Origin of the sequence: Streptomyces sp. NPDC003720 (assembly GCF_042875075.1) — a bacterium.
In the GTDB taxonomy this organism is placed as follows: domain Bacteria; phylum Actinomycetota; class Actinomycetes; order Streptomycetales; family Streptomycetaceae; genus Streptomyces.
Window position 1 is genome coordinate 74375 of record NZ_JBIANZ010000015.1, and the last position, 21368, is coordinate 95742.

The 21368-nt window shown below is 71.2% G+C and carries 16 protein-coding genes; 9 read left to right on the top strand and 7 right to left on the bottom strand.

Features of this window, described 5'->3' with window-relative positions:
* Positions 1 to 3 precede the first annotated feature (3 nt).
* The 5 genes from ACFYU0_RS32825 (at position 4) to ACFYU0_RS32845 (ending at position 9569) form a co-directional block, all read left to right on the top strand.
* On the top strand, positions 4 to 138 hold the full coding sequence (locus tag ACFYU0_RS32825; protein ID WP_388291532.1) for a hypothetical protein: 135 nt from the start codon (positions 4 to 6) through the stop codon (positions 136 to 138).
* Positions 139 to 206: 68 nt separating this feature from the next.
* Positions 207 to 1835 (top strand): PD-(D/E)XK nuclease family protein, encoded by a 1629-nt coding sequence (locus ACFYU0_RS32830; protein WP_389305954.1) that lies wholly within the window; start codon positions 207 to 209, stop codon positions 1833 to 1835.
* Between the two features lie 77 nt (positions 1836 to 1912).
* Entirely contained in the window at positions 1913 to 3013 is a 1101-nt protein-coding gene (locus tag ACFYU0_RS32835) for a Fis family transcriptional regulator (RefSeq protein ID WP_389305956.1), read from the top strand.
* Complete coding sequence (locus ACFYU0_RS32840) at positions 3006 to 6617, top strand: hypothetical protein (RefSeq protein ID WP_389305957.1); 3612 nt, start codon at positions 3006 to 3008, stop codon at positions 6615 to 6617. Before ACFYU0_RS32835 ends, ACFYU0_RS32840 begins: the two co-directional genes overlap by 8 nt.
* Positions 6618 to 6635: 18 nt before the next feature.
* Complete coding sequence (locus ACFYU0_RS32845) at positions 6636 to 9569, top strand: pPIWI_RE module domain-containing protein (RefSeq protein ID WP_389305959.1); 2934 nt, start codon at positions 6636 to 6638, stop codon at positions 9567 to 9569.
* A 512-nt stretch (positions 9570 to 10081) separates the two neighbouring features.
* Here the strand turns inward: ACFYU0_RS32845 and ACFYU0_RS32850 are convergent.
* Complete coding sequence (locus ACFYU0_RS32850) at positions 10082 to 10597, bottom strand: flagellar motor protein MotB (RefSeq protein WP_389305961.1); 516 nt, start codon at positions 10595 to 10597, stop codon at positions 10082 to 10084.
* A gap of 669 nt (positions 10598 to 11266) precedes the next feature.
* Positions 11267 to 12496 carry an HNH endonuclease gene (locus tag ACFYU0_RS32855; protein WP_389305963.1) on the bottom strand — a complete coding sequence of 410 codons (1230 nt, stop codon included), beginning with the start codon at positions 12494 to 12496 and terminating at the stop codon, positions 11267 to 11269.
* 161 nt (positions 12497 to 12657) lie between these two features.
* Between ACFYU0_RS32855 and ACFYU0_RS32860 the strand changes: the two genes are divergently transcribed.
* A complete protein-coding gene (locus tag ACFYU0_RS32860) occupies positions 12658 to 13383 on the top strand; it encodes a DUF3592 domain-containing protein (RefSeq protein ID WP_389305965.1) in 726 nt (241 codons plus the stop codon).
* Between the two features lie 112 nt (positions 13384 to 13495).
* Here the strand turns inward: ACFYU0_RS32860 and ACFYU0_RS32865 are convergent, their stop codons facing one another.
* From ACFYU0_RS32865 to ACFYU0_RS32880, 4 genes are all read right to left on the bottom strand, one after another.
* A complete protein-coding gene (locus ACFYU0_RS32865; RefSeq protein WP_389305967.1) occupies positions 13496 to 13849 on the bottom strand; it encodes a VOC family protein in 354 nt (117 codons plus the stop codon).
* 202 nt (positions 13850 to 14051) lie between these two features.
* A complete protein-coding gene (locus tag ACFYU0_RS32870; protein WP_351662826.1) occupies positions 14052 to 14303 on the bottom strand; it encodes a hypothetical protein in 252 nt (83 codons plus the stop codon).
* 137 nt (positions 14304 to 14440) lie between these two features.
* Positions 14441 to 15508, bottom strand: a complete 1068-nt coding sequence (locus ACFYU0_RS32875) for a hypothetical protein (protein ID WP_351662823.1) — start codon at positions 15506 to 15508, stop codon at positions 14441 to 14443.
* Positions 15509 to 15603: 95 nt separating this feature from the next.
* Positions 15604 to 16746, bottom strand: coding sequence for a Ku protein (locus ACFYU0_RS32880; RefSeq protein ID WP_389305970.1), 1143 nt, complete (start codon positions 16744 to 16746; stop codon positions 15604 to 15606).
* A gap of 79 nt (positions 16747 to 16825) precedes the next feature.
* On the opposite strand from ACFYU0_RS32880, the gene ligD reads away from it, so the two are divergent.
* The gene (gene ligD / locus ACFYU0_RS32885; protein ID WP_351662817.1) at positions 16826 to 17707 is read left to right on the top strand and encodes a non-homologous end-joining DNA ligase; all 882 of its coding nucleotides are present in this window, start codon (positions 16826 to 16828) and stop codon (positions 17705 to 17707) included.
* A 28-nt stretch (positions 17708 to 17735) separates the two neighbouring features.
* On the opposite strand, the gene ACFYU0_RS32890 is transcribed toward ligD, so the two are convergent.
* Positions 17736 to 18539, bottom strand: a complete 804-nt coding sequence (locus ACFYU0_RS32890) for a nuclease-related domain-containing protein (protein ID WP_351663011.1) — start codon at positions 18537 to 18539, stop codon at positions 17736 to 17738.
* Positions 18540 to 18993: 454 nt separating this feature from the next.
* Here ACFYU0_RS32890 and ACFYU0_RS32895 point away from each other — a divergent pair, with 454 nt between their 5' ends.
* Together ACFYU0_RS32895 and ACFYU0_RS32900 are read left to right on the top strand one after the other, a co-directional pair.
* Complete coding sequence (locus ACFYU0_RS32895; RefSeq protein WP_389305972.1) at positions 18994 to 19758, top strand: hypothetical protein; 765 nt, start codon at positions 18994 to 18996, stop codon at positions 19756 to 19758.
* Positions 19755 to 20996, top strand: a complete 1242-nt coding sequence (locus tag ACFYU0_RS32900) for a HAMP domain-containing sensor histidine kinase (protein WP_351662811.1) — start codon at positions 19755 to 19757, stop codon at positions 20994 to 20996. Before ACFYU0_RS32895 ends, ACFYU0_RS32900 begins: the two co-directional genes overlap by 4 nt.
* The last annotated feature ends 372 nt before the right edge of the window (positions 20997 to 21368 follow it).

The following is a 21368-nucleotide window of genomic DNA, read 5'->3' on the forward strand; positions in this document are numbered from 1 at the left end:
CCCTTGATCGAGCGCTTCTTCTATACGGAAGCGGCCGTCGAGGACTTCGCCGGATTCCACCCGTACCCCCGGTTCACCACGGCACTGTGCCGCACCCACGATAACGGTTCACAAGAGCAGAACAAAAAAGCGCCTTGACTTAGTTCACAGACTTACGCTCTCCTTGGGGTGGCCGCCTTTCCCAACTCCGTCGCGAAGGGAACGTCGTGACGCTCCATCCGCTCCCACCCGGCACCGACGGCAATACCGGACTCATCCGCACCTCGCTGCCGCTGCTGCGGGAGGATCCGCAGGACTGCCCGCGGGGCAACGCCCTGCGGGCACGGCCGTTCGTCCGGCAGGTGCCGGAACGGCCGCGCCGCAAACCCGTCGAGGACTTCGCACTCGGTCCCGTCATGCGCACCCTGGACCTCATCGAGTACGACGGGGTGGATCCGGAGACGGCACTGCGGCGGCTCCACGGCAACACGAAATGGCATACTGCGCATGCCAGTTGGGCTGAAATGGCCGTGCGCAACTACCTGACGGCACGTGAGCTGTCCGAAACCGGCCGCCGCGCGCTCGGGCGCCCCGCAACGATCGCCGTCCGCGCTCAGTGGACTGCCATCATCCAGAGAGACACGCCGGACGACCGCGGTGCGACGCGATACGAACGCACCGCCTGGGGACGGCGGTACGCGTCCGCCGACGGTTCGGAGCGCGAACTGTGGCTGCTGTCCGTGAACTCCGTCAAGGAAGACCGCCCCGCCGCCGAGATCGCCGAAGCGGCGGCCGTCACCGCCGACGGCGTTCCCTCACAGGCCGCCTTCGGTGACATCCACCGCCCCGCGGCGGGCGGCACCGCCCGTCCACGGCAGGTCCGGGTGATCGGCGTCGGCTGCGGGGACGGTGAGCACAGGGTGCTCGCGGACTGGGACACCGACCGCACGGCATATGAGTTCGCGCGGCAAGCCAAACCCGTGCTGGCCCGCGTGGTCGCAGACGACCGGCTCAACCCCGGTTCAGGGTGCGAGCGGTGCGAGGCCCTCTCGGGCTGCTCTCAGCCACCCCGGGCGGCCGGGCTGCTGGGGGTGGCAGGACCGCGGCGTCCCCGCAAGCGCCGGGCGGTCTCGGCCGCCGATCTTCGGGTCCATGCCCGCTGCCCGGCACTGTTCCACCTCACCCGGGTGCTGCACCTGCGGTCCGGCGAACCGGAGAGCGAGCCCGTCCGCAGGGGGCGGGCGGTCGACGACTGGCTCAACGAACGGCACAGGCAGGGCAGCTGCCGCGGAGTCACCCTGCCGGACGCTTTTCCGGGGCTGTCCGAGACCGAACAGCCCACCGCCCTCGCCATGCTCGCCCAACACTTGCTCGACTGCCCGCTGGACGGCCTGGCACCCGGCGAGACCGTGCGGGTGCAACCGCGTCTGACGGCGTACGACCCCGAGCTGGACGTGGTCCTCATCGCCGACCCCGATCTGCTCTACACCCGCTCCGGCGGCTGGATCTGGCACGAGACGAAGACAGCCTCCCGGCGTCCCTGGGAGGGGCGGGAGCTGATGGAGACGTATCCACAACTCCCCTTCGCGGTACTGCTGATGGCGGCGGGCGTGCCCGGTGGCGATCCACGCCGGTCACTGATCGAACTGGAACTGCTGTACGGGGACGGGTCGGGCTGCGAGGAGATCGACCCCGGCGACCCCGACACCCAGGCCGAGGCACGCCGGATCATCGCCGAGCTGGCGGGTCCCTGGGCCGTAGACGAGACGTACACGCCGACGCCGGGGGACCACTGCACGGGCTGCGAGATGCTCCTGCACTGTGCCGCCGGACGCGCCCACCTGAAGGCCGGGTGAGCACGGTGCACGAGAGCGTGGACAACGCCCTGCCCTCCCCCGCTGCCGATTGGTCCGCCCACCATGGCATCCCTCTGATGCGCACGTTGGCCTCGGCCCTGACCGCGCTGGACGCCGCGACCGGACTCGAAGCCTTCACCCTGCCGTATGCGCCCGAGGTCCAGCGCGCCCTGGACCGGACCGTGCTCGCCTGTCTGGAGCGGGGCGCTGAGCCTCCGATGAGCCTCCCCGACCTACTGTCATGGTGTCGGGAACGTCCCGTGGCCGACTGGCCGGTCGACCTTCCCGCCGACGCCGTGGGCCCCGGGGACCTGCTGCTGGACCCGGACTCCTCACGGCCGACCGAACTGTGCCACGAATGGGCGGAGCAGACGCAGGACAGCGCCCTCGCCCTGCGCGACCGGGAAATCGTCCGGGCCGCACTGCGACTGTGCCGCGAACACGGCGAGGAGGACGCGTACACCGAGTTCCGGCGGCTGCTGGTCACCCGGCCGGTACTCACCGCGGCCGAGGAGTTCGCGGTCTCGATGGATCACGTCCTCGACCCGGTCAAGGAGCTGCTGCGGCGTATCTACCAGCCCGTCCCGGAGAGCTACCTTCGTGGTGACGGCTACGCGATCTGCGACCGCTGCCTCACCCTGCTGACCCCGCTGCACGGCGGCGGCTGGTGGTGCGAGCGGGACCGCTGCCGCCGCCTCGGCCCGCCGCCGCTGGGGCGCCGCATCCTCAAGGAGGAGGCCGGCGGGCTGCTTCAGCTCGAACGGCCGCTGCGCCAGTTCGTCACCGGTCCGGGACGGGCCGAAGCGGAGCTGGAGGCGCGGCTGTCGGCACTCGGGTTGCGGGTGCGGATGTGGCCCGCGTACGACGCGTACGACGTGCACGTCACCTTCCCCGACGGCTGGGTGTGGGCGGTCGACGTGAAGGATTGGGCGCACCCCGCCTTCCTCGGCCGGGCCGCACGTCCCGTTCCGCCCGAGCCCCCGTACGACGAGGCGTTCTGGGTGGTGCCCCAGGCCCGCGTGGACGACCGGCCCGGCTACGTCACCTCGTACGAACGTAACCGCCCCGCGGCGGCCCGGAACCTGCCACTGCTCACCGACACCGAACTGATCGCCCGAGCCCGGACCCGCATGCGGGGCAACCGGCCCGGCGGACGGCAGGAGGCCTCCGATGCGTGACCGCGACAGCTGGCACAAACCGGTCAGCAGGGAGCTCGCCCGGCTGTGGGCCGAAGTGCCCGCCGAACTGTCCGGGGTGAAGCCCGCTCTGCTCTGCCAGGTCGAACTGGCGCTCCGGCTGCTGGAGCGCCTCGCGCCGGGAGAACCGGCCCGCGGGGCGTATGTGCTCTTCGGCGGCTATCCCTTCGCACGGGCCCGCGGTATCGCGGTGACCACCGAACACGAGGTAATGCTCGCCGCCGGCCGCCATCTGCTGTGGACGTTGCGGCGGCGCCGTACCTGGCGGCAGGCCCTGGAGACGTATGCGACGCTCCCCGAGCGGCTGCGCGCCTACACCGTCCCCGCGGACGACGTCCCGGCGCGACGCTGCGAACCGGCCGTCGCCTCCGACCGAATCGCTGTGTACGACGCTGCGCTCTCCGCGCTTCCCCCGATCGCCCGCAAGGAGTTGCCGATCGCGCCCGCAGGGCGGGCCACCTTCATCGACCGGCGGCGCGCCGTCTCGGTCACCCTGCCCGAACGGCTGCGGCCCGAACCGGTACCGGGCCACAACCCCGGGGCCGGGCGTCCGGGGGGCGGCGCCCCGATCACCCTGACCAGGGCGGACCTGCTGGAGACCGCGCGCTGGATGGACCGGGTGGAGCGGGAGGAGGAGGTCGACAACCCGGGACGCTGGGAGAGTCGGCTCGCCGAGCTCCACATTGCGCCGAGGGACGCGGACGGGTTCGGTTTCTCCGAGGACGGTGACCTGCGGCTGGACGGGCTGCTGCATCTCGCGGGCATGGTCGGCGCGGGCAAGTCGACGCTGATGACGCTGATCGCCGTATGGGGCGCCCGGCAGAAGCCAGCACTGCGGACGACGCTCGTCGTCGGCGATGTGGCGGAGCAGCTGCGGCTCAGTGCGCTGCTGCGCGACCTCGGGCTCGCCGCGACTCCGGTCCTGGGGCTCACCACGCGTGAGACGCATGTGCAGCGGCTGCACCGCAGGCAGGCCTCCCGTGGCCGGGCCAACCTGCTGGACCACGACGCGCCAGGCTTCGACGACCTGAGCACGGTCTGCGTGGTGGACGCCCTGCGCGGCACCGAGGCGGCCCAGCCGCTGCGGTTCGCCGACGCCCCCTGCACCTCGCTGTACCCGGAGAAGCGCCCAGCGGAGAGGACCGGCAACGAGCCGGCGGGCTCCATCCCACTGCCGGACCCCTACCGCCCCGGACAGAGGGATCGGGCCGCGCAGCCGCGCACACCTGAAGTCAAAGGCACCCCCCACGGATGCCCCCTCTGGTACGCCTGCCCGCGCCACCGCGCGGCCCGCGAACTCGTCGACGCCCGGATCTGGGTGGCCAACCCGGCGAGTCTGGTGCAGACGGCCGTGCCTCGGCATCTGGGCGACGAACGGCTACGCCACCTGGAACTGGCCTGCCTGCGCAGTGACATCATCATCGTCGACGAGGCCGACTCGGTGCAGATGAAACTCGACGAGATCTTCGCCCCGTCGGCGACACTGGTCTCGCCCGGCCCCGAGTCCTGGCTGGACCAGGTGCAGACGCACCGTATCGAGGAGTTGTCCCGGCAGGGCCGGCTGCCGCTCACCGACCAGGAGATCGAGCGCTGGTCCGCCTCTCTGACCGTGGTGCACGCCGCAACGGACCGGCTGTACAAGCTGCTGATCTCCGACGGGGAACTGCGCGAGTGGGCCGACATCGAGTACTTCAGCCCCTGGACGCTCCAGGAGAAGCTGCTGGGCGACTGGTTCAGGCCGGAGCGCACACCGGGCACCCCCGACGGTGTGGCCGATGAGGCGGACCTGTTCGAAGCGTACGAGGACGATGTTTCGGAACCCGAGCCGTCGGGGCCCGATTCCGACGCCCGCCGTCAGGAACTGACCGGCCTCTTCGACGCGTTCCGTGACGACCCGCTGGGCGGCCTCGGGCCCTACGGGAACACCACGGACGATCTGGTGCGGCTGGCCCAGGATCTGCTGGCCACGCTGTCCTCGTCGGACACCCGCGCCCGCGTCCTGACCGTACTGCGTCCCCTGCTCGCCGACAGCCCCGCCGCCGCGAGGGCGGAGGGCGAATCCTGGCTCGATCTCACTGCCCGACGCTTGGAGTTCATGCTCCTGCTGAGTGCCCTGAACCACCGTCTTGACCGGTTGGTTTTCCTGTGGCCGCAGGTGGAGGCCGCCCTGCACCTGGATTCGACGGGCAACGAGCTCTCCCGTCGTCCTCCCCTCGACTACGCCCCGCTGGTGCCGGAGGCGCCCATGGGTAACGTCCTGGGCTTTCAGTACTTGCCCGACGACCGGGAACGCGATACGGACGGACGGCGCAGCGGCACCCTGCGCTTCTTCCGCTGTGCCGGCGTCGGCCGCGAACTGCTGCTCTCATTGCACGAGGTAGGAGCCGACCCGGGCATCGGGCGCCGGGGACCCCACGTGGTGTTGATGTCCGGCACGAGCTGGGCCGGGACCTCCACCCGCGCCCATGTGCCGGCGCCGGTAGACGCCGTGCTCAAGCCGTCGCCGCGCTCGCTGGAAGCCGTGAGCCAGTCGGTCTTCACCACCCACTTCCTGTACGACGACGAGGGCCGCCCGATGAGCCTGTCGGGCACCGAGCCCAAGGCCAGGCCCGCGGCAGCGCGGGCAATAGCTAGCAGGCTCGGCTCCCCGGGCCGCGGCGGTGCCCCGAGCCCCCTGGAACAGGAACTGGCGAAGATCGCCGACGACCGACGAAGGCGGGCGATCCTGCTGGTCGGCAGCTACAAGGAGGCCAACACCGTCGCGGACGTCCTGCACGCCATGGATCGGTGGCACGGCCGCGTCCGCGTTCTGGCCTCCGACGACGCCGACCTGGACCAGGCGGTGCGCGGGACGGGTCCGGTGCCCGCGGGCACCGAGCGCGCCACCGCGCTGCGTCGCGGCGACCTGGCCGCCTTCGCCGAGGACCGCGGCGCGGAACTACTCGTCGCCCCGCTCATGGCGGTCGAGCGCGGCCACAACATCCTCAACGCCCAGCGCAACGCCGCCTTCGGCACGGCCCTCTTCCTGGCGCGTCCGCATCCGCGCCCGGACGACCTGGCACTAGCCGTGTTCGCGATCAACGACTGGGCCGCCCGCTTCGCCCGCGACGAACCCAGACTGGCCCAGGGCACGTTCGGCAAGCTGGCGGTCGCCGCCGCGCACCTCGACGAGGCGGGGCTCGCGTTCCGGCACGTGGCACGCGCCGAGTGGCGCAGGCTGCTGTCCCGCCGATACATCTACTCCCGGCTGTCCGACCACGAGAAGCGGTCGTTCACCTGGGACCAGCTGGTGACGATCTGGCAGGTCATCGGCCGACTGGTGCGCGGTGGTGTGCCGGCCCGTGTGGTCTTCGTCGACGCCCGCTTCGCCCCGCACACCGCCGAACTGCTCTCGCCCGGTGCCGTTTCCTCCCCGCTGCCGCAGGAGGACGGGCTCCTGACCGGGTTGCGGGACGTCCTCGCCCCGTACTTCGGCGAAGGCACCCTCCCGCCCGACTGCCCCGATCCGAGTGATCCCGCGGTTGCCCGCCTGCTGTACGCGCCGCTCTACACGGCGCTGCGGGACATCACCCACCACACCTCCTGAACGAACAGGGACACCCACATGGCTCAGCGCTACGACTCCATCCGCACCGCCTCCTGGCTGCCCGTCTCCCATGACGCCTCGATGACGGGGCGGTACCGCGCTCTGCCCTTTCCGGAGCGGTGGCGCGGTCCGCTGCTCGCGCTGTGCAACGCGGGCCGCAACAAGCCGCTGGAGACGGTGCCCACCTTCCGTATGGACCAGGTGATCCAGACGCTCGCACCCGACGTGCTGGTGCGTCCTCGCCCCTCCACGTACAGGGGCGAGGCCCCGGATTTCTGGCTGTACGCCCCGGACGACATCCCCGATCCGCTGCCCACCGAGGCTTTCCGGGCTCTCGTCGGAGCCTGGTTGAAGGATCTGCGTCCGGAGCGCGAGTACCGCTCGCTGCTGGGCGAGACCCGCGAGGCGCTCTTCGAGGACCCTCCCGAGTGGCAGGAAGGTGTCGAGGTGGAATTGCTGCGCTGCCCGCCCACTGCCGGTGGCACGGCCGCCCCGGATTCCCGGCAGTTCCAGCTGACGACGGACTGGCTGGCCCGGCGGCTCCTCGAACAGCTCGAGCCGTATGACTACGGGGCGGGCCGGCTACGCTTCCGCGCCATGCCGCGCGGGCCCCGCGACCAAGGTGCCGAGTTGGTGTCACAGGCGCTGAAACACGAGGGCAGCCAGGGCTCCGAGTGGTTCTCCGTCGTCCTGAACATCACGCTCCAGACGGTGCCGTTCGACCCGCTGCCCCGCTTCCACCTGCACACCCACATCAGGCGCTACGCCACCCGGGTGGGCGCCAGGTCCGGGCGGCTCTATCTGCCGTACGGCCGCAGGACCACGGTCCTGCTGCGCCCCCGGGTGCCGTGGCTGCCCGGGGCCCCGGCGAGCGAACGCTTCGCGCTTGCCCGGCTCGCGTGGGACAAGGGCGGCCACGACTGGGTGGGCGGCGGGCCTGCCGGGATGCTGCGCAGCATGTCCCTGACCGAGTCGTTCCCCGACGCCACGTCCATCCTCACCGCCCCGACCGAGTGGCTGGAGGACGGGATGCGGGCCGCCGTCGTCCACAGCACCGCGATGGGGTCGCACGAGGTGGGCACCGGTCTGATGCCCGACCAGCGCTCCCGGATCGTCGAGTGGGCCGAAGAGGCACTGCCGGCTCAGCTGCGCCCGGCGCCCGCTCTGGTGCACACGCGTCTGTCCGGGAGCACTCCCGCGAATCCGCGCCGGGAGCCGTCCGATGCGACGAAGAAGGCTATGGAGGAGCGGCAGCGAACGGAGGCGCGCAGGAAGGGTGCCGCCTTCGCACTGCGTTGCCTGAGCCCGAACGCGGATCCCGGCGAACTGCCTCTGCTGGAGACGAGGTTGTTCTGGCAGACACCCGCAATGCGCGACACCGCAGTGGCCGCGCTGATCGCCCATCTCGGCCTCAAGGGAGACGGAGGGGCACCGGAGGAGACGCACGCCTTCGAGAGCACCGTCGTGCTGGAGTGGCAGACCCCGGAGCTCATGGTGCGGCTGCACTGCCGCAAGCTCACCCACTCGCTGGGCCACGACCTGGCGCTGCCCGAGGCATCCTGGCACTCACGTGAAGCGGTGACCACCGCGCTCGGCGCCCGGCGGAGGGAGATGGCGGCCTTCGTGGCGGAAGCCACCCCCTCTTCAGTTCCGTCCCTCGCCCTGGTGGAGATTGACCGGGTCGCGGACTTCACCTCCCCCGACCATGATGCCAAGTTCGCTGTGCGGCTCGGCTGCGCGGACGCCGGTGTGCTCACCCAGTTCATGGCGGTGCCGAAGAAGGCCAAGGGCTACAACAGCGAGAAGAACAAGGACTTCCGCGCGGCCAAGGCGTGGGACGACGGTCTGCGGCAGCTCGGCGTACGGGTCCACCCCGAGCACAGCCTCGGTGAGCGGCTCCCTTCGGGTATGCGGTACGCGGCCGTGTGGATGGTCCGCAAGAATCGCCGCAGCCGTACGCGCTGGGCCGGCCATGTGCCGGTCGCGGTACTCGTCACACCCGAGGCGTCCGGACAGGGCCTGGCCCGGGTGGAGGGCTGGGACGACGAGGGCCGGGCCTGGGTGCCGTATCCGGTGATGCTGCTGCGGCTGACCAGGCGCGCAGAGGTACCGACCGCAGGCACAGTGCCCACCCCGCGCGACGGCAGCACTCCGGCCACTCGCCACCCTTCGTGGTGGGCGGACACGGTCGAGCAGCACCGAGCCACCGAGGAGTGGATGCAGCGGGTTCGCCGCTCTCTGCGCGGTACGCCGACGATGTTGCTGGCCCACGGCCAGAACATGCGCTCGCACTGGACCTGGCTGCAGGACAGCAAGGTGGTGGCCGACAAGTTCCGTGACGGTCACGCGCCCGCCCGTCGCCTCGATCCGGATCTGCGGCTGGTTCGGGTACGGACGTCACGCGGGCGGGAAACGGCGCAGTGGTGGGGCGTAAACCCGGACGGGGCGAACGGCCTGGCGGCCCATCTGTGGACAGACCCTACTGCCAACCCGGAACCGGCCCGCGTCTTCTGGTCTACAACCCCGAAGGCCCGGACCTTCAAACTGTCGGTGGCCGCCGACAAGCTTGCCCCCAGGGTGAACACAAAAGGGAAGCTGACCGTTGACACCGACAAGGCCGCGTGGAATCCGGGTCTCGTGGAGCTGACAGTACTCGGCTGTCACCCCGAGGACGGTGACTCTCCCGAGGCCCTGGCACTCGCAGCGCACCAGCTCCGTCAGGCGCCCGATCTGCCGGATGCGCTGAGCCTGCCTCTGCCCTTGCACCTCGCCGGTCTTGCGCAGGAGTATGTCCTGCCCACCCGAGCCGTAGAGGACGAGCGCCCCTCGTCGGATGCCACGGCCGATGCCCCACCGGATGCCGCTCCAGCCCCGGGGCTGGAGCGGGAGCCGGAACCGTACGACGCGCAGGAGCAGTTGGCCTTGTTCGACGAGACAGCCCAATCATCGTAACGATAGGTCCATTTCATCTTCGTTCGCACCGAACCATCCCCTAGCTCCTGGGACCGCACTCCGGAGCTAGGGCTCGTAAGGCCTTGGCTTCAGCGGGACTATCGACTCAATTGCCAGCTCGGCTCGCTTCACTTGCGCGTTGCCCTGTTCTCATATTCTGGACCCCTTGCCGGGGGCATCCTGAGGTGCCCGAAGACCCCGTCACCACCGGAAACGCTGAAGCCGGGGTCTTCGCCTATGCACCGCAAGTACGCCACCCTCCGTGTGTGGGGTCTCCGGGTGAAGGAGGGACCGCGCCTCGAGGCTTTGTCGCTCAAGGCACTCCGACTGCGACGGCCGATGCCTTGAACAGCAACCCTTGGGCGCCATCACCACACCCGTCACCCCGTCCCTGTGGGCGCTTCAGCATGAGGTGTGCGCCGGATGTCCCGAGGCGGTCAGACCGGCCCCCTAATAGGGATTACCGGTCCCGCGCTCACACCAGCAGTCGGAGCATCGTCCCGAGGCGTCGGCTACCGGTAGAAGACAGCCACGCCGCCGTGATGTGAGCAGGCCCCCTGATGGTGGGCGGCGTACGAGTACGTGCCGTCGTTGCACAGAGCCGTCGCGCCGCCGCCGGCGGAACTGGTGCCGCCCGAGGAGCTGGACCCGCCGCTGGACGACGAGCCACCAGACGACGAGCTGCTGCCCGTTCCCGCCCCTGCCGCAGCGGCGTGTGCGGTGACGGTCACCTTCACCTTGACCGTCTTCGTCTTAGTCACTGTCGGCGCAGGCTTCGGCTTCGCGGTCTCCGTCGCCGTGGCTGTCGCGGTGACCGTGGCCGTGGCCGTCGGGCGCGCCTTGTGGTCGGCCACAGTCTTCGTCGCGTTCGGCTTGTCCTCGGCGCCGGCGCTGCCCACGCCGAGGATGAACGCCAGACCCAGGGCGGGCAGTACGAAGCGCTTCCTGGCCCACTTGGGTGCGGGACGAGCGGTCGGAGGTACGGGCGGAGGCTGAAACGGCGGCGGTTGAGGCTGGTAGTAGCTCACGGGACCCCCCGGGGTTAAGTACGTGAGGGGTGAAACTACTCTCGCTGCAGCCGCAGATGTGAGGGATCGGTGAAGAAGGTGACCTAGTTGTGACATCGCTCCCTCCGGTTGTTCGCGAATGTCCCGCTGGCCACCACCCCGCATCCCCCAGCCGTCGCCTCGCCACTGGTCTACTCCGATTGGGATGGCTGGGCAGGCGGCCGGGAGGCGTGGAGCTCGCAGGCGAGCGCTCGTCCGCCCCGGTGTCAGCCCTCCGGTGGTGCGTGAGCCGGGGGCGCACGACTCCACGTGCGCTGGAACTTTCGACGTCAGGTCGTTCTCCGTCGCCTGGACCGCCACCTCTGGTCGCTGACCGGGAACGTGGTCGTCCACGACCGGCTTGCCCAGAGCCGCTGCGATATGTGCCTGGAGCGCCTTGCGCCACCCCTCGTCGAAGGCGTCGAAGTCGTCGGCCCTCATTAGCCGGGGTCCGCCGGGTGTGTCCTGATGCGCTGTTCGACGCCCTCCGGGCTTGTCTCGGCAGCCTTGGCGAGCCGCTGCAAGCGCCCGGAGAGCGCTTGGCCGCCGATGAGGCGGTTGGTGCGCGCTGTCAGTGGTGTCTTGTTGATGATGGGCTGTAGACGGAGCGCTCGTACCCGCTTCTCTGGCGCCAGGCCTGCGGAAAGTGTGTCAGTTGATCGTATTTCCGGAGACGTTGACGGTGCACAGGTTGCGGTGATAGCCGATGTGCGCTTCGTCTATCGGATGTCTGGGGTCGCGACGGAGCGGGCGGGGTTCTCTGTTGCCTCTTGTCTCCCTGACCAGGCCATCAGGGTCGACATAGATCTCCAAGCCGTCGAAGAGGACGTGGCAGTTGGCGCACAGGCACAGGAGGTTCTGCAGATCGTCGGGGCCGTGGTGGGGGCCGCCCAGGCCTCTTATGTGCGCAGCCTCGCTGTACGGGCGGTTGAGGTAGCGGAGCGCCGTGTCGCAGATCTGACACCGGTCGCGCTCGAGTTCCTTGACCTTTCTGGCCAGTGCTTCGTCGCGGACGATGACGGAGCGGACCGTGTCACGGCGCGAAGCGGGGCCGATCGACCGCTCGTACTCGTCCATGCCGGCACTGCTGCTCGCGTCCTTTGACGGGCGCAACAGACCGCTGGCTGTGGTGTATCCGCCCAGGCCCGTTCGCTCGAACAGGGCCCGGCGGTCTACGTCCGCGAGATAGGTGTCGCAGATAGTGGCGATGGCATCGAGGCGGATTACCGGGTCCCGGAGTAGATCAGTGGCCTCTTCCGTCAGACCAGCCTGCGGATGGTGTGCGTCGAGGATGCTCTTCTTGGGCATTTCCTTGCCAGACTCGGCCGGCACGCCTTGGACCTCCCACAGCCCGCTGCCTCGGAGATGCCAGAAGGGGTACTCCGGAGTGGCTTTCGCGTTGGGAAGGCCGAACTCGACCAGAAGGGGACCCACTCCGTCTCGGAACTCGGGCCACGGGGTCATCCGAGGCCACTCGTCGGCTGCGCGGGCAACTGCCCACAGGAGGCTCAACGGCTGGTGTCGGCTGGGGGCTGGGTTTCCTGGGCCGCGGGAAACCCGGAGTGTCCGGAGGCGCTCCAACAGAGCTGCCCGGTTCCGGGATGTCTCTCCGGTCTCCACCACGAAGCCGAGCTCGCGCAGGCGTCGCGCCACCGTGGCCGCGCCGCCGCTGAAGTCCTTCGCGCGCAGGAAGTCGCCGGTGGCATGCCCGTGGGCGACGCCGGCTATCGCCTTCGAGTCGTAACGAAGTCCGTCCAGGACCAGCTCGTACGACTTGGCCCGCCTGAAGCCGTAGACCTGGAGGAAGTTGTCCCGGCCGAGACGGCGGGCCTCCTCGGTCGCCGCGACCACGTCTTCGTAGTTGATGTCGCCAAGCCCCATGGCGCGCAGACTAGTCGGATAGTCCGACAAGGCACATGCGCGGTGAGCGACGTCCTGACGCGCCGTGGACTGCCACAAGCGCTCGCCGAGGCGGCGAGGTGCTCCTACAACCCGTACGGCGTCCGGTGAGTCTCTTCTCCTGACGGGGTCTGGAGGCGCAGATGGCTCAGCGCGAAGTCGGGTTGAGTGACGGTCTGGGCACGGGTGGCTCTGCCGGTGGGTGGAGTGCGCTCGCGGGTGTCGTGGCCATCGTGGTGTGGATGGCCTTCGGGCCGTTCGGGTCCTTGTGGGTCTATGGTCTCGGCTGGGCGGTGGCGCTCGCCGCGGTGGACGGCGTGTTGAAGCTGTTGCTCCGCCGGGGCTGGGCCGTTCCTTCGCCGGCCTCTCTGGTGGCTGGGGCGCTGCGGCTCGGGCCGGAGTCCTGGCTCGTGGCGCCCCGCTGGGCCAGGGTGCGGCTGGCCGCCGGGGGTTTTCTGGTGTGCGTCGCTGTTGCCGGCGTCGCGGGGTGGGATGCCGCTCAGGAGTATCAGGTGGTGGCGGACCTCCGGGACCAGGGCCAGCGGACCGACGCCACCGTGGTCGAGGTCTCGGGGCGGTCGGAGGAGGGCTGGGCCACTTCCGCGATCGTGCGCTTCGCCACGCCTTCGGGTTCGGTGCGCGCGGACGTCGATGTGGAGGCCGGCTCGGCGGACGCCGTGACGCCGGGAGGGCAGATCGCTGTCGTCTACGACCCGGCGCACCCCGCCGAGGTTCGCAGCGTTGCGTACCTCGACGGACGCGATGCCGACGGAGCGCGGCAAGCGGCGATCGTGTTCGGCGTGCTCGCTGCGGGTTGTCTGATGGGGGCCACCAGGGAGGTGCTCCTAGCTAGGGAGCGGACGGAATGAGGCGGAATGAGGGCAGGACTCGGGCCAGCAGGGCCGGCTCTCGTCCACCGCAGTTCCCTCTGCGGGCAGTGGGGCGGGTCGGCAGTGCGTCGCCGCCCACGAGGCGGCGGGGTCAGGCGGGCTGCCACAGTTCGATGCGATTACCCTCGGGGTCGGTGACCCAGCCGAAGCGGCCGACGCCTTCCATGTCCTGCGTCTCCTCGGACACGTCCGCTCCCCTGGTCCGCAGTTGAGCGAGCATGGCGTCCAGGTCGCGGACCCGGAAGTTGAGCATCGTCCGCTGGGTGGGAGAGCCGAAGTAGTCGGTCCCGTGCTCGAACGTCGCGAACACCGTTGGGCCCGCTTCCTGTCGCCACAGGCCGTTCTCGTCCGCGTCCAGGCCCAGGCAGTCGCGGTACCACGCGGACAATGCCGTCGGGTCGGTGGCCCGCAGGAAGTAGCCGCCGATTCCAAGCACACGTTCCATGGTGTCATCTTGTCAGGGATCGCCCGTTGCGGACGGGGACATCGGAGTGGTGGGACGCCAACTCAAAGGCCCCGGACCGGTGATGGTGCGGGGCCTTTGGTGTCCACCTTGAGATGAGAGTCTCTGCCACAGATTCGGTGGAGTGGGCGTCGGCTTCGTCGGCCAGGTGCCCGGACCTATTCGGGTGTGCTTGGAGGTGGTCTTACCAGCCTCCGCAGTCGGAGCCGATGTCGGTGAACTGGGCGCCCGGGCTGCCCTCGCCGTTGATGAAGTTGCCGAGCACGCCGTTGCCGACGCCCACCTCGCCGAGGATGTCGATGTTCAGGTCGTGGGACTTGCAACCGCCGCCGTGACCGCCTCCTCCCATGGGCAGGGCGGTGGCGGGGGCGGCTCCCATGAAGCCGACGCCACCGATGAGGGCGGCCGCGGCAACGGCCGTTCGGAGCTTGCGCATGTGTCGTCCTCCTTCGAAATCGGAAGAGCGCACCGTCGGATGATCCACTCGGTGCTCGTTTCGAAGCTAGATCGACTTTCCGCGCGGCGCTCATCGGGAAAGCCATCCGGGGGGTGCGGTCCCTCGCTCGGCCGCGGTCACCGGCCCTGCAGGGACTCCTCGTCGTCGTTGGTGGCGTACGGGTGGACGGGGCTCTCGGCGTCGAAGGGGACGAACCAGTTCTCCACTCCGGGCGGGGCGTGGTCCAGGGGGTCGTGGGCCGGGTCCTCGTCGAGGGTGTCGGTGAGGTTCTCGAAGGCCGTGGTGACCTCGTCGGTGAGGAGGTCGTAGAGGTCGGCCGTGACCTCCGCCTGGGTGAGCAGGACCCTCAGCAGGATGTCCTCGGCCACGCAGTGGGGGCCGGTGAAGTGGGGCTGGGTGAGGCGTGCCGTCAGGGTGACCGCCGTGACGGTGAGGCGGCGGGCGAAGAGGACGGTGTACTCGTCGGCGTGCTGCGAGGGCAGGTCGTCCAGGAGCATGAAGGTCGCGTCGCTCTCGGCCACCGTGGGGCCGTCCTCCTCCAGGCCGGCCAGGTCGGTGAAGAGTTCGTCCACCAGGAGGTCGATGGCGAAGACGAGCGCGCCGGCGGCGATCTCGGCCGCCTCGCGGGACACCGTGCGCTCGTCCTCGTCGTCGCAGAAGCCGAAGCGGTCGAGGGGGAAGGCCTCCAGGGCGGGGGCCAGGGTGCGGAGCCTGGTGCGCATGGCGTCGACCTCGGCCTGGTCGAGGCGGCCCTGAGCGGGTGCCGGTTCGGCCGCGGCGTGGCGGCGGGCGCGTTCCGCCGGGTCGGCCGGCGGGGCGTCGGGGCCGTCGGCGGCGTCGAGGCTCTCCTGCAGGAGCGCGGAGTTCAGTTCCACCGCGCAGCGGGTGATCTGCCAGTCGGCGAGCGGTTCGGTGCGCTCCAGGAGTTCTGCCACGACCTCGCGCGCGGCGTCCTCCGCGAACTCCAGTGCCGGAGCGTCCACGAAGAGTTTGAGCAGGGCGCCTCCGGGATGGGCGGCTATGACGTCGTCCATCAGCTCGATCTCCATGCCGTCCGGTCCCTCGACCGCTTCGAGCGAGTCGAACCCCTTCCGCAGCAGGAAGATCACGCCCTCCCGCTGCAGCGTGTCGAGTTCCGGAGCGCCCTTGGCAGGGGCCATGGTCACGGTCACCACGTAAGTCACGCCCACATCGTGCCCGAGTCGTCCCACATCAGGGGAGGGAATACCGGTCCATTCCCTGCCCGGGCCCGCTCCGGCCCTGCGGGGCGGCCCCGCCGTCAGGCCGAGCGCCGGCGGGAGGCCGCCTTCTTCGCCGGGGTCTTCTTCGCCGTCTGTTTGGCGGAAGTGGCCGATTTGGACGTCGAGTTGGAGGTGGACTTGGACGTGGACCGCGAGGTGGACCTGGACGTGGATCCGGTGGTGGCGTCGGCCTCGGAGCCGGACGTCGTTCTCGCCGGTGTGGTCTTCTTCTCGCTCCGGGTGGTTCTCGCCGTCGACTTCTTCGAGGCCGCCGTCTTCTTGGCGGGGGCCTTCTTCGCCGTCGTGGCGGTGGACTTCTTGCCGCCCGTCTCCTTGGGGGCGGAGCGACGCCGGGCGAGGGAGCTGACCTCGGCCTCCTCCGTCCCCTCGGCGGGCGTGCGTCCGCCCCGGGACTCGCGGGCCGCGCGGACGCTGTTCTCCAGGGCCGCCATCAGGTCCAGCACCTTGCCCCCCTCAGCGGGCTCGGGGGCCTCGGGCGGGGCCTCGCCCGCCGCCTTGGCCGCGATGACCTCCTCCAGCGCCTCCCGGTACTCGTCGTGCAGCTCCTCCAGGTCGACCTCGCCGAGGGTGTCCATCAGGGCGTCCGCGAGGTCGAGTTCCTTGTCCCGGACGGTGACGTCGCCGTCCGGCGCCACGCCCTCGGGGGCGCGCACCTCGTCCGGCCAGAGCAAGCCGTGCATGACGACGGCGTCGCCCACCACGCGCAGCATCCCCAGGCGTTCCCGGCCGCGCAGGGCGTACTTGGCGACGGCCACCTTGTCGCTGCGCTTGAGGGCCTCGCGCAGCAGGGTGTACGGCTTGGCGGCGGGGGCTCCGCTCGCGGCCAGGTAGTACGCCGTGTCCATCTGGAGCGGGTCGATCCGGTCGGCCGGCACGAAGGCGACGATCTCGATGGTCTTGGCGGTCGGGATCGGCAGGTGGGACAGGTCCTCGTCGGAGATCGGGATGATCGTGCCGTCGGCGTCCTCGTACGCCTTGCCGATCTCCGCCTGGTCGACCTCGCGGTCCTCCAGCTCGCACACCTTGCGGTAGCGGATGCGGCCGCTGTCCTCGGTGTGGATCTGGCGGAAGGAGATCGAGTGGCTCTCGGTGGCGTTCACCAGCTTGATCGGGATGCTGACCAGTCCGAACGAGATGGCTCCGTTCCAGATGGATCGCACGTGCCGCGGCCTCCGTTCCGATCGGGCGTCGTGTGTGCTGTACGGCGATATGGGGGCGCTTGTCTGGGATTGTCATCCTATGACGCCAATCACAGAGGTGGAGGGCCGCCGGGTCGCGCTCAGCAACCTGGACAAGGTGCTGTATCCGGCGACCGGCTTCACCAAGGGTGAGCTGCTGCACTACTACGCGACCGTCGCCGACGTGATGCTGCCGCATCTGCGGGACCGGGCGGTGTCCCTGCTGCGCTATCCGGACGGGCCGGACGGGCAGGTGTTCTTCACCAAGAACGTTCCGCCGGGTACCCCCGACTGGGTCATGACCGCCGAGGTGCCCCGGTCGGAGGGACCGGCGCGGATGGTGGTGGTGCGGGATCTGCCGAGCCTGGTGTGGGCGGCGAACCTGGTCGCCGAGTTCCATACGCACCAGTGGCTGGTGCAGTCGCCCGAGGAGGCCGACCGGCTGGTCCTCGACCTGGATCCCGGGGCGCCGGCGACGATCGTCCAGTGCTGCGAGGTCGCGCTGTGGCTGCGGGAGCGGCTGGCGGCGGACGGGATCGAGGCGTACGCGAAGACGGCCGGGTCGAAGGGGCTGCATCTGCTGGCCGCGGTGCGCGGGGGGTCGCCGGAGCGGACCAGTGAGTACGCGAAGGCGCTGGCGGTGGAGGCGGAGCGGGCGATGCCGCGCCTGGTGGTGCACCGGATGACGAAGAGCCTGCGGCCGGGGAAGGTGTTCGTGGACTGGAGCCAGAACGCGGGGCGCAAGACGACGGCGGCGCCGTACACCGTGCGGGCGCGGTCCGTTCCGCTGGTCTCGGCGCCGGTGACGTGGGCGGAGGTGGAGGGGTGTCGGCGGGCGGAGGAGCTGGAGTTCCTGGCGGGGGACGTGGTGGGGCGGGTGCGGGAGTCCGGGGATCTGATGGACGGACTGGTGGCGGGGCGGGGGGCCGGGCAGTTGCCCTGACCGAGCCCCGGGGGATCGAGGTGCCCGGCTACAGCCTCGCCCATGTCCTCCTGTCGCGGGCCATCGCGTGCAGGGCCTCGGCGTCCGCCGGCTTCAGTAGGGCGCCGAGGCGGGCCAGGGTCGGCAGGTCGGCGGTGCGCAGGACGCGGACGCCTCGGGGTGGGGTGGGGGTGCGTATGTCGGCGGGGTCCAGGAGGACCAGGAGGGGGTGGACCTCGGCGGTCAGGGCGTAGGAGGCTCGGTCGGCGCCGGCGCGGAGGCGGCGCAGGACGGGCTCGGGGTCGTGGCGGCCCAGGGTGATCATCGGGTCGGTGACCAGGACCCGCTGCTTGCGCGCGTACAGGGCGTGTACGGCGAAGAGGCCGCCGGGGCCGATGAGCAGGTGGTGGATGCGGTCGCCGCCGGGGAGCGGGAGCGAGTGCAGGACGTGCCAGCCTGCCCCTTCCAGGCCGTCCAGGGCCTCGCCGGTGGTCTGCTCGGCGGCGAGGGCGCGGCGGCGCGGGTCGGGGCGGAGGCGGTGGGCGGGGCCGGGATCGCGGTCCAGGGCGACCAGCAGGGCCTCGCCGGGGCGGTTGGGGGCGAGGTCGTCGTCGGGGTGGAGGGTGAGCCGGGCCAGTTCGGCGGGGGTGGGCACCGGGGGCGGGCCCACGGTCACCGGGCCGGTCAGAAACGGCTTGAGGGCGTCCAGCACCTCGGCCTCGCGGTCCGCCGCGACCAGGTTCACGCGGCCGGTGTCACGGTCGTACCAGGCGACGCTCGATCCGTCCGGTCCGCACACGTACAGGCGTTCGTGACCCTGCTGCCGGGCCGGCACCACGCGCACTCCGTTCAAGCCGCCCATGCCGCCCTCGATGCCCATGCCGCTCGTGCCGCTCATGCGTGCATCACCCCCTGACCATGGGAACAGGCGGGCGCGGCGACGGCAAGAACAAGGCCGGCCTCGGAGGGCGAGGCGCGGGCGGGATCGCGGCGGGGCGGGTCGGGAGGGTCGCGGTGTTGGGCGGGGCCGGGGAGCGTCGGCGGCCTGCCGACAGGCGGGGCCGCGGGGGCCGCGGCGTCGGGCGGGGCCGGGGAGCGACGGCGGCCTGCCGACAGGCGGGGCCGGGGAGGGCCGCGGCGCCGGTCGGGGCCGGGGGGGCGTCGGCGCCGGGCGGAGCCGAGAAGCGCCGGCGGTCGACTGGAGGGTTCAGGTACGCAAAAAGGACTTTCCTACGAGTTGCGCATAGGGTGTAGCGGCCCCGGCCGTCGCCGCCGTCCTCACTGTCCCCCGAAGCACCAGGAGCCCCGTGTCCGTCCGCAGGCCAGCCTCTCGCGCCGCCCGCGCCGCGGCCGTCGCCGCCCTTCTGTCGGTGGCGGTCGCGGGCTGCGGGGACCGGGGCGGTCTCGAGAACGCCGGGACGACGCCGACCGCGGTCAGCCCGGCGCGGCTCTGGCCGGATCTGCGGCCGGCGTCCAGCCCCGCGTACCCGTACGCCGTGGCCACCCGGGAGACCGTCAAGGGCATCACGGTGCCCGGCGACGACATCCGGAAGGTCGACCCGGTGGACGTCGTACGGGCGGAGATCGCCGCGCACCCGGACGACTACGGATCGAAGGGGGCGTACCACGCCACCGTGGACCGGGTGCGCGAGTGCGAGCCGGGCGGGGTGCGGGCGCGGTGTCCGCTGCTCAGGGCATACCACCGGGACCTGACCGGGGACGGCCGGGACGAGATGACGCTCGGCTTCCGGCTGTACCCGACCAACCAGACGGCGGTGCGGGTCTACACGGTCGAGAAGCACCGGCTGGTGCAGGTGCTGGCCGACAACGACGCGATCATCGGCGTGGAACTGGCCGGCCGGGCCCTGATCGAGCGCTCGCCGGCCGGGATCGCGGGGTACGAGTACCGGACCACCTGGACGTGGGATCCGGACCGGCGCGCCATGGTGTTCTCCCGGGACGAGTTCCTGCGCACCGGCAGGGCTCCGGACGGCCGCCTGCCGAGCCCGTCGGCTTCCGCGTCGGCGGCGCCCGGGCCGGCGTCCCCCGGCGCTTCCGCGAGCGGATCATGAGGATCGCGCTGCCCCGGTGGGCCGGGGCGCTGGCGGTGAAGGCGGCCGTGTTCATCACGGTGATGAGCTGTGCGCTGGCCGCGCTGCTCGGGGTGCTGGTGCATGTGTCGGTCACCAACCAGACGGTCGGCCGCGCCCGTGACCTGGCGCTGTCCCGGCTGGACGACGCCACGGCGGCGTACGAGGCCGGGGACGCGCTGCTGCCGGGTGCGGGGCTGGATCCGCGGGGGCTGCCGGGACGGCTGCGGGCGCTGGCGGTGGCCGGGAAGCGCGGCACGATGGTCTCCTCGCACCTGGGGCGGCCGACGATGTGGGCGGCGGGCCCGGCCGACGGTCACCGGGCGCTCGCGGTGGAGGTCGACTACTCGCAGCAGGCCCGTACGATCGCCGGGCTCGACCAGTCCATCCTGTGGTCGTCGGCGCTGGCGATCGGGGCGACGGTGCTGGTCGGCGCGTTCGCCGTGACCCGGGTGACGCGGCGGCTGAACGGCACCGCGCGGGTGGCACGGCGGATCAGCGCTGGCGATCTGGACGCCCGGGTGAACGACCCGCGGACTAAGGATCCGACCCGGCCGCAGGACGAGGTGGCCGTGGTGGCCGCCGCGCTGGACTCCATGGCGTCGTCGCTGCAGAGCAAGCTGCTGAGCGAGCAGCGGTTCACCGCGGACGTGGCGCACGAGCTGCGCACCCCGCTGACCGGGCTGCACGCGGCGGCCGAGCTGCTGCCGCCGGGGCGGCCGACGGAGCTGGTCCGGGACCGGGTGGCGGCGCTGCGCACGCTCACCGAGGACCTGCTGGAGATCTCCCGCCTGGACACCCGGCGGGAGCGTCGCGAGCTGGAGTTCCAGGAGCTGGGCGCGCTGGCCGGGCGGGTGGTGCGGGCCTCGGGGACGGACACCGAGGTGCGGATCGTCCGGGACGCCCGGGTGGAGACGGACCGGCGGCGCCTGGAGCGGGTGCTGGGCAACCTGGTGGCCAACGCGCACAAGCACGGACGGGCGCCGGTGGTGCTGACGGTGGACGGCCCGGTGGTGACGGTACGGGACCACGGGGACGGCTATCCGGAGTACCTGGTGGCGCACGGCCCGCAGCGGTTCCGCACCGAGGGCGGCGCCACGGGCCACGGACTGGGGCTCACGATCGCGGCCGGGCAGGCGGAGGTGCTGGGCGCCCGCCTGACGTTCGGCAACGCCGACGACGGGGGCGCGGTGGCGAGGCTGACGCTGCCGGAGACGTGAGGTCGTCGGGGGCCCGCAAAAGGTGTGAGGCCGACGGGCGCCGCGGGGGCGCGGGGCATAGTCAGGCTGCACCCGCCGGAGGTGTGAGGCCGGTGGGCGCCAGAGGCCTGAGAGGCATCCGCCGGCTCAACCCGCCGAAGGTGTGAGACCGGTGGGCGCCAGAGGCCTGAGAGGCATCCGCCGGGCTCAACACGCCGGAGGTGTGAGGCCGGTGGGCGCCAGAGGCCTGAGAGGCATCCGCCGGGCTCAACCCGCCGGAGCTGAGAGGCCGACAGACGGCCAAGGGCGGATCTCCGCAGCCGGCGAAACCCACGTAGCCATGGCGCCCGCGCCACAGAGCCGCTGACACCCGGCCCAGGCCCAGGCCCGCGG

Excerpts from the sequence above, each read along its gene's own strand:
- ligD (WP_351662817.1), top strand. The coding sequence starts at position 16,826 with ATGACGCCAATCACAGAGGTGGAGGGCCGCCGGGTCGCGCTCAGCAAC.
- ACFYU0_RS32900 (WP_351662811.1), top strand. The coding sequence starts at position 19,755 with ATGAGGATCGCGCTGCCCCGGTGGGCCGGGGCGCTGGCGGTGAAGGCG.
- ACFYU0_RS32840 (WP_389305957.1), top strand. The coding sequence starts at position 3,006 with ATGCGTGACCGCGACAGCTGGCACAAACCGGTCAGCAGGGAGCTCGCC.
- ACFYU0_RS32860 (WP_389305965.1), top strand. The coding sequence starts at position 12,658 with ATGGCTCAGCGCGAAGTCGGGTTGAGTGACGGTCTGGGCACGGGTGGC.
- ACFYU0_RS32845 (WP_389305959.1), top strand. The coding sequence starts at position 6,636 with ATGGCTCAGCGCTACGACTCCATCCGCACCGCCTCCTGGCTGCCCGTC.
- ACFYU0_RS32870 (WP_351662826.1), bottom strand. The coding sequence starts at position 14,303 with ATGCGCAAGCTCCGAACGGCCGTTGCCGCGGCCGCCCTCATCGGTGGC.
- ACFYU0_RS32855 (WP_389305963.1), bottom strand. The coding sequence starts at position 12,496 with ATGGGGCTTGGCGACATCAACTACGAAGACGTGGTCGCGGCGACCGAG.
- ACFYU0_RS32835 (WP_389305956.1), top strand. The coding sequence starts at position 1,913 with ATGCGCACGTTGGCCTCGGCCCTGACCGCGCTGGACGCCGCGACCGGA.
- ACFYU0_RS32865 (WP_389305967.1), bottom strand. The coding sequence starts at position 13,849 with ATGGAACGTGTGCTTGGAATCGGCGGCTACTTCCTGCGGGCCACCGAC.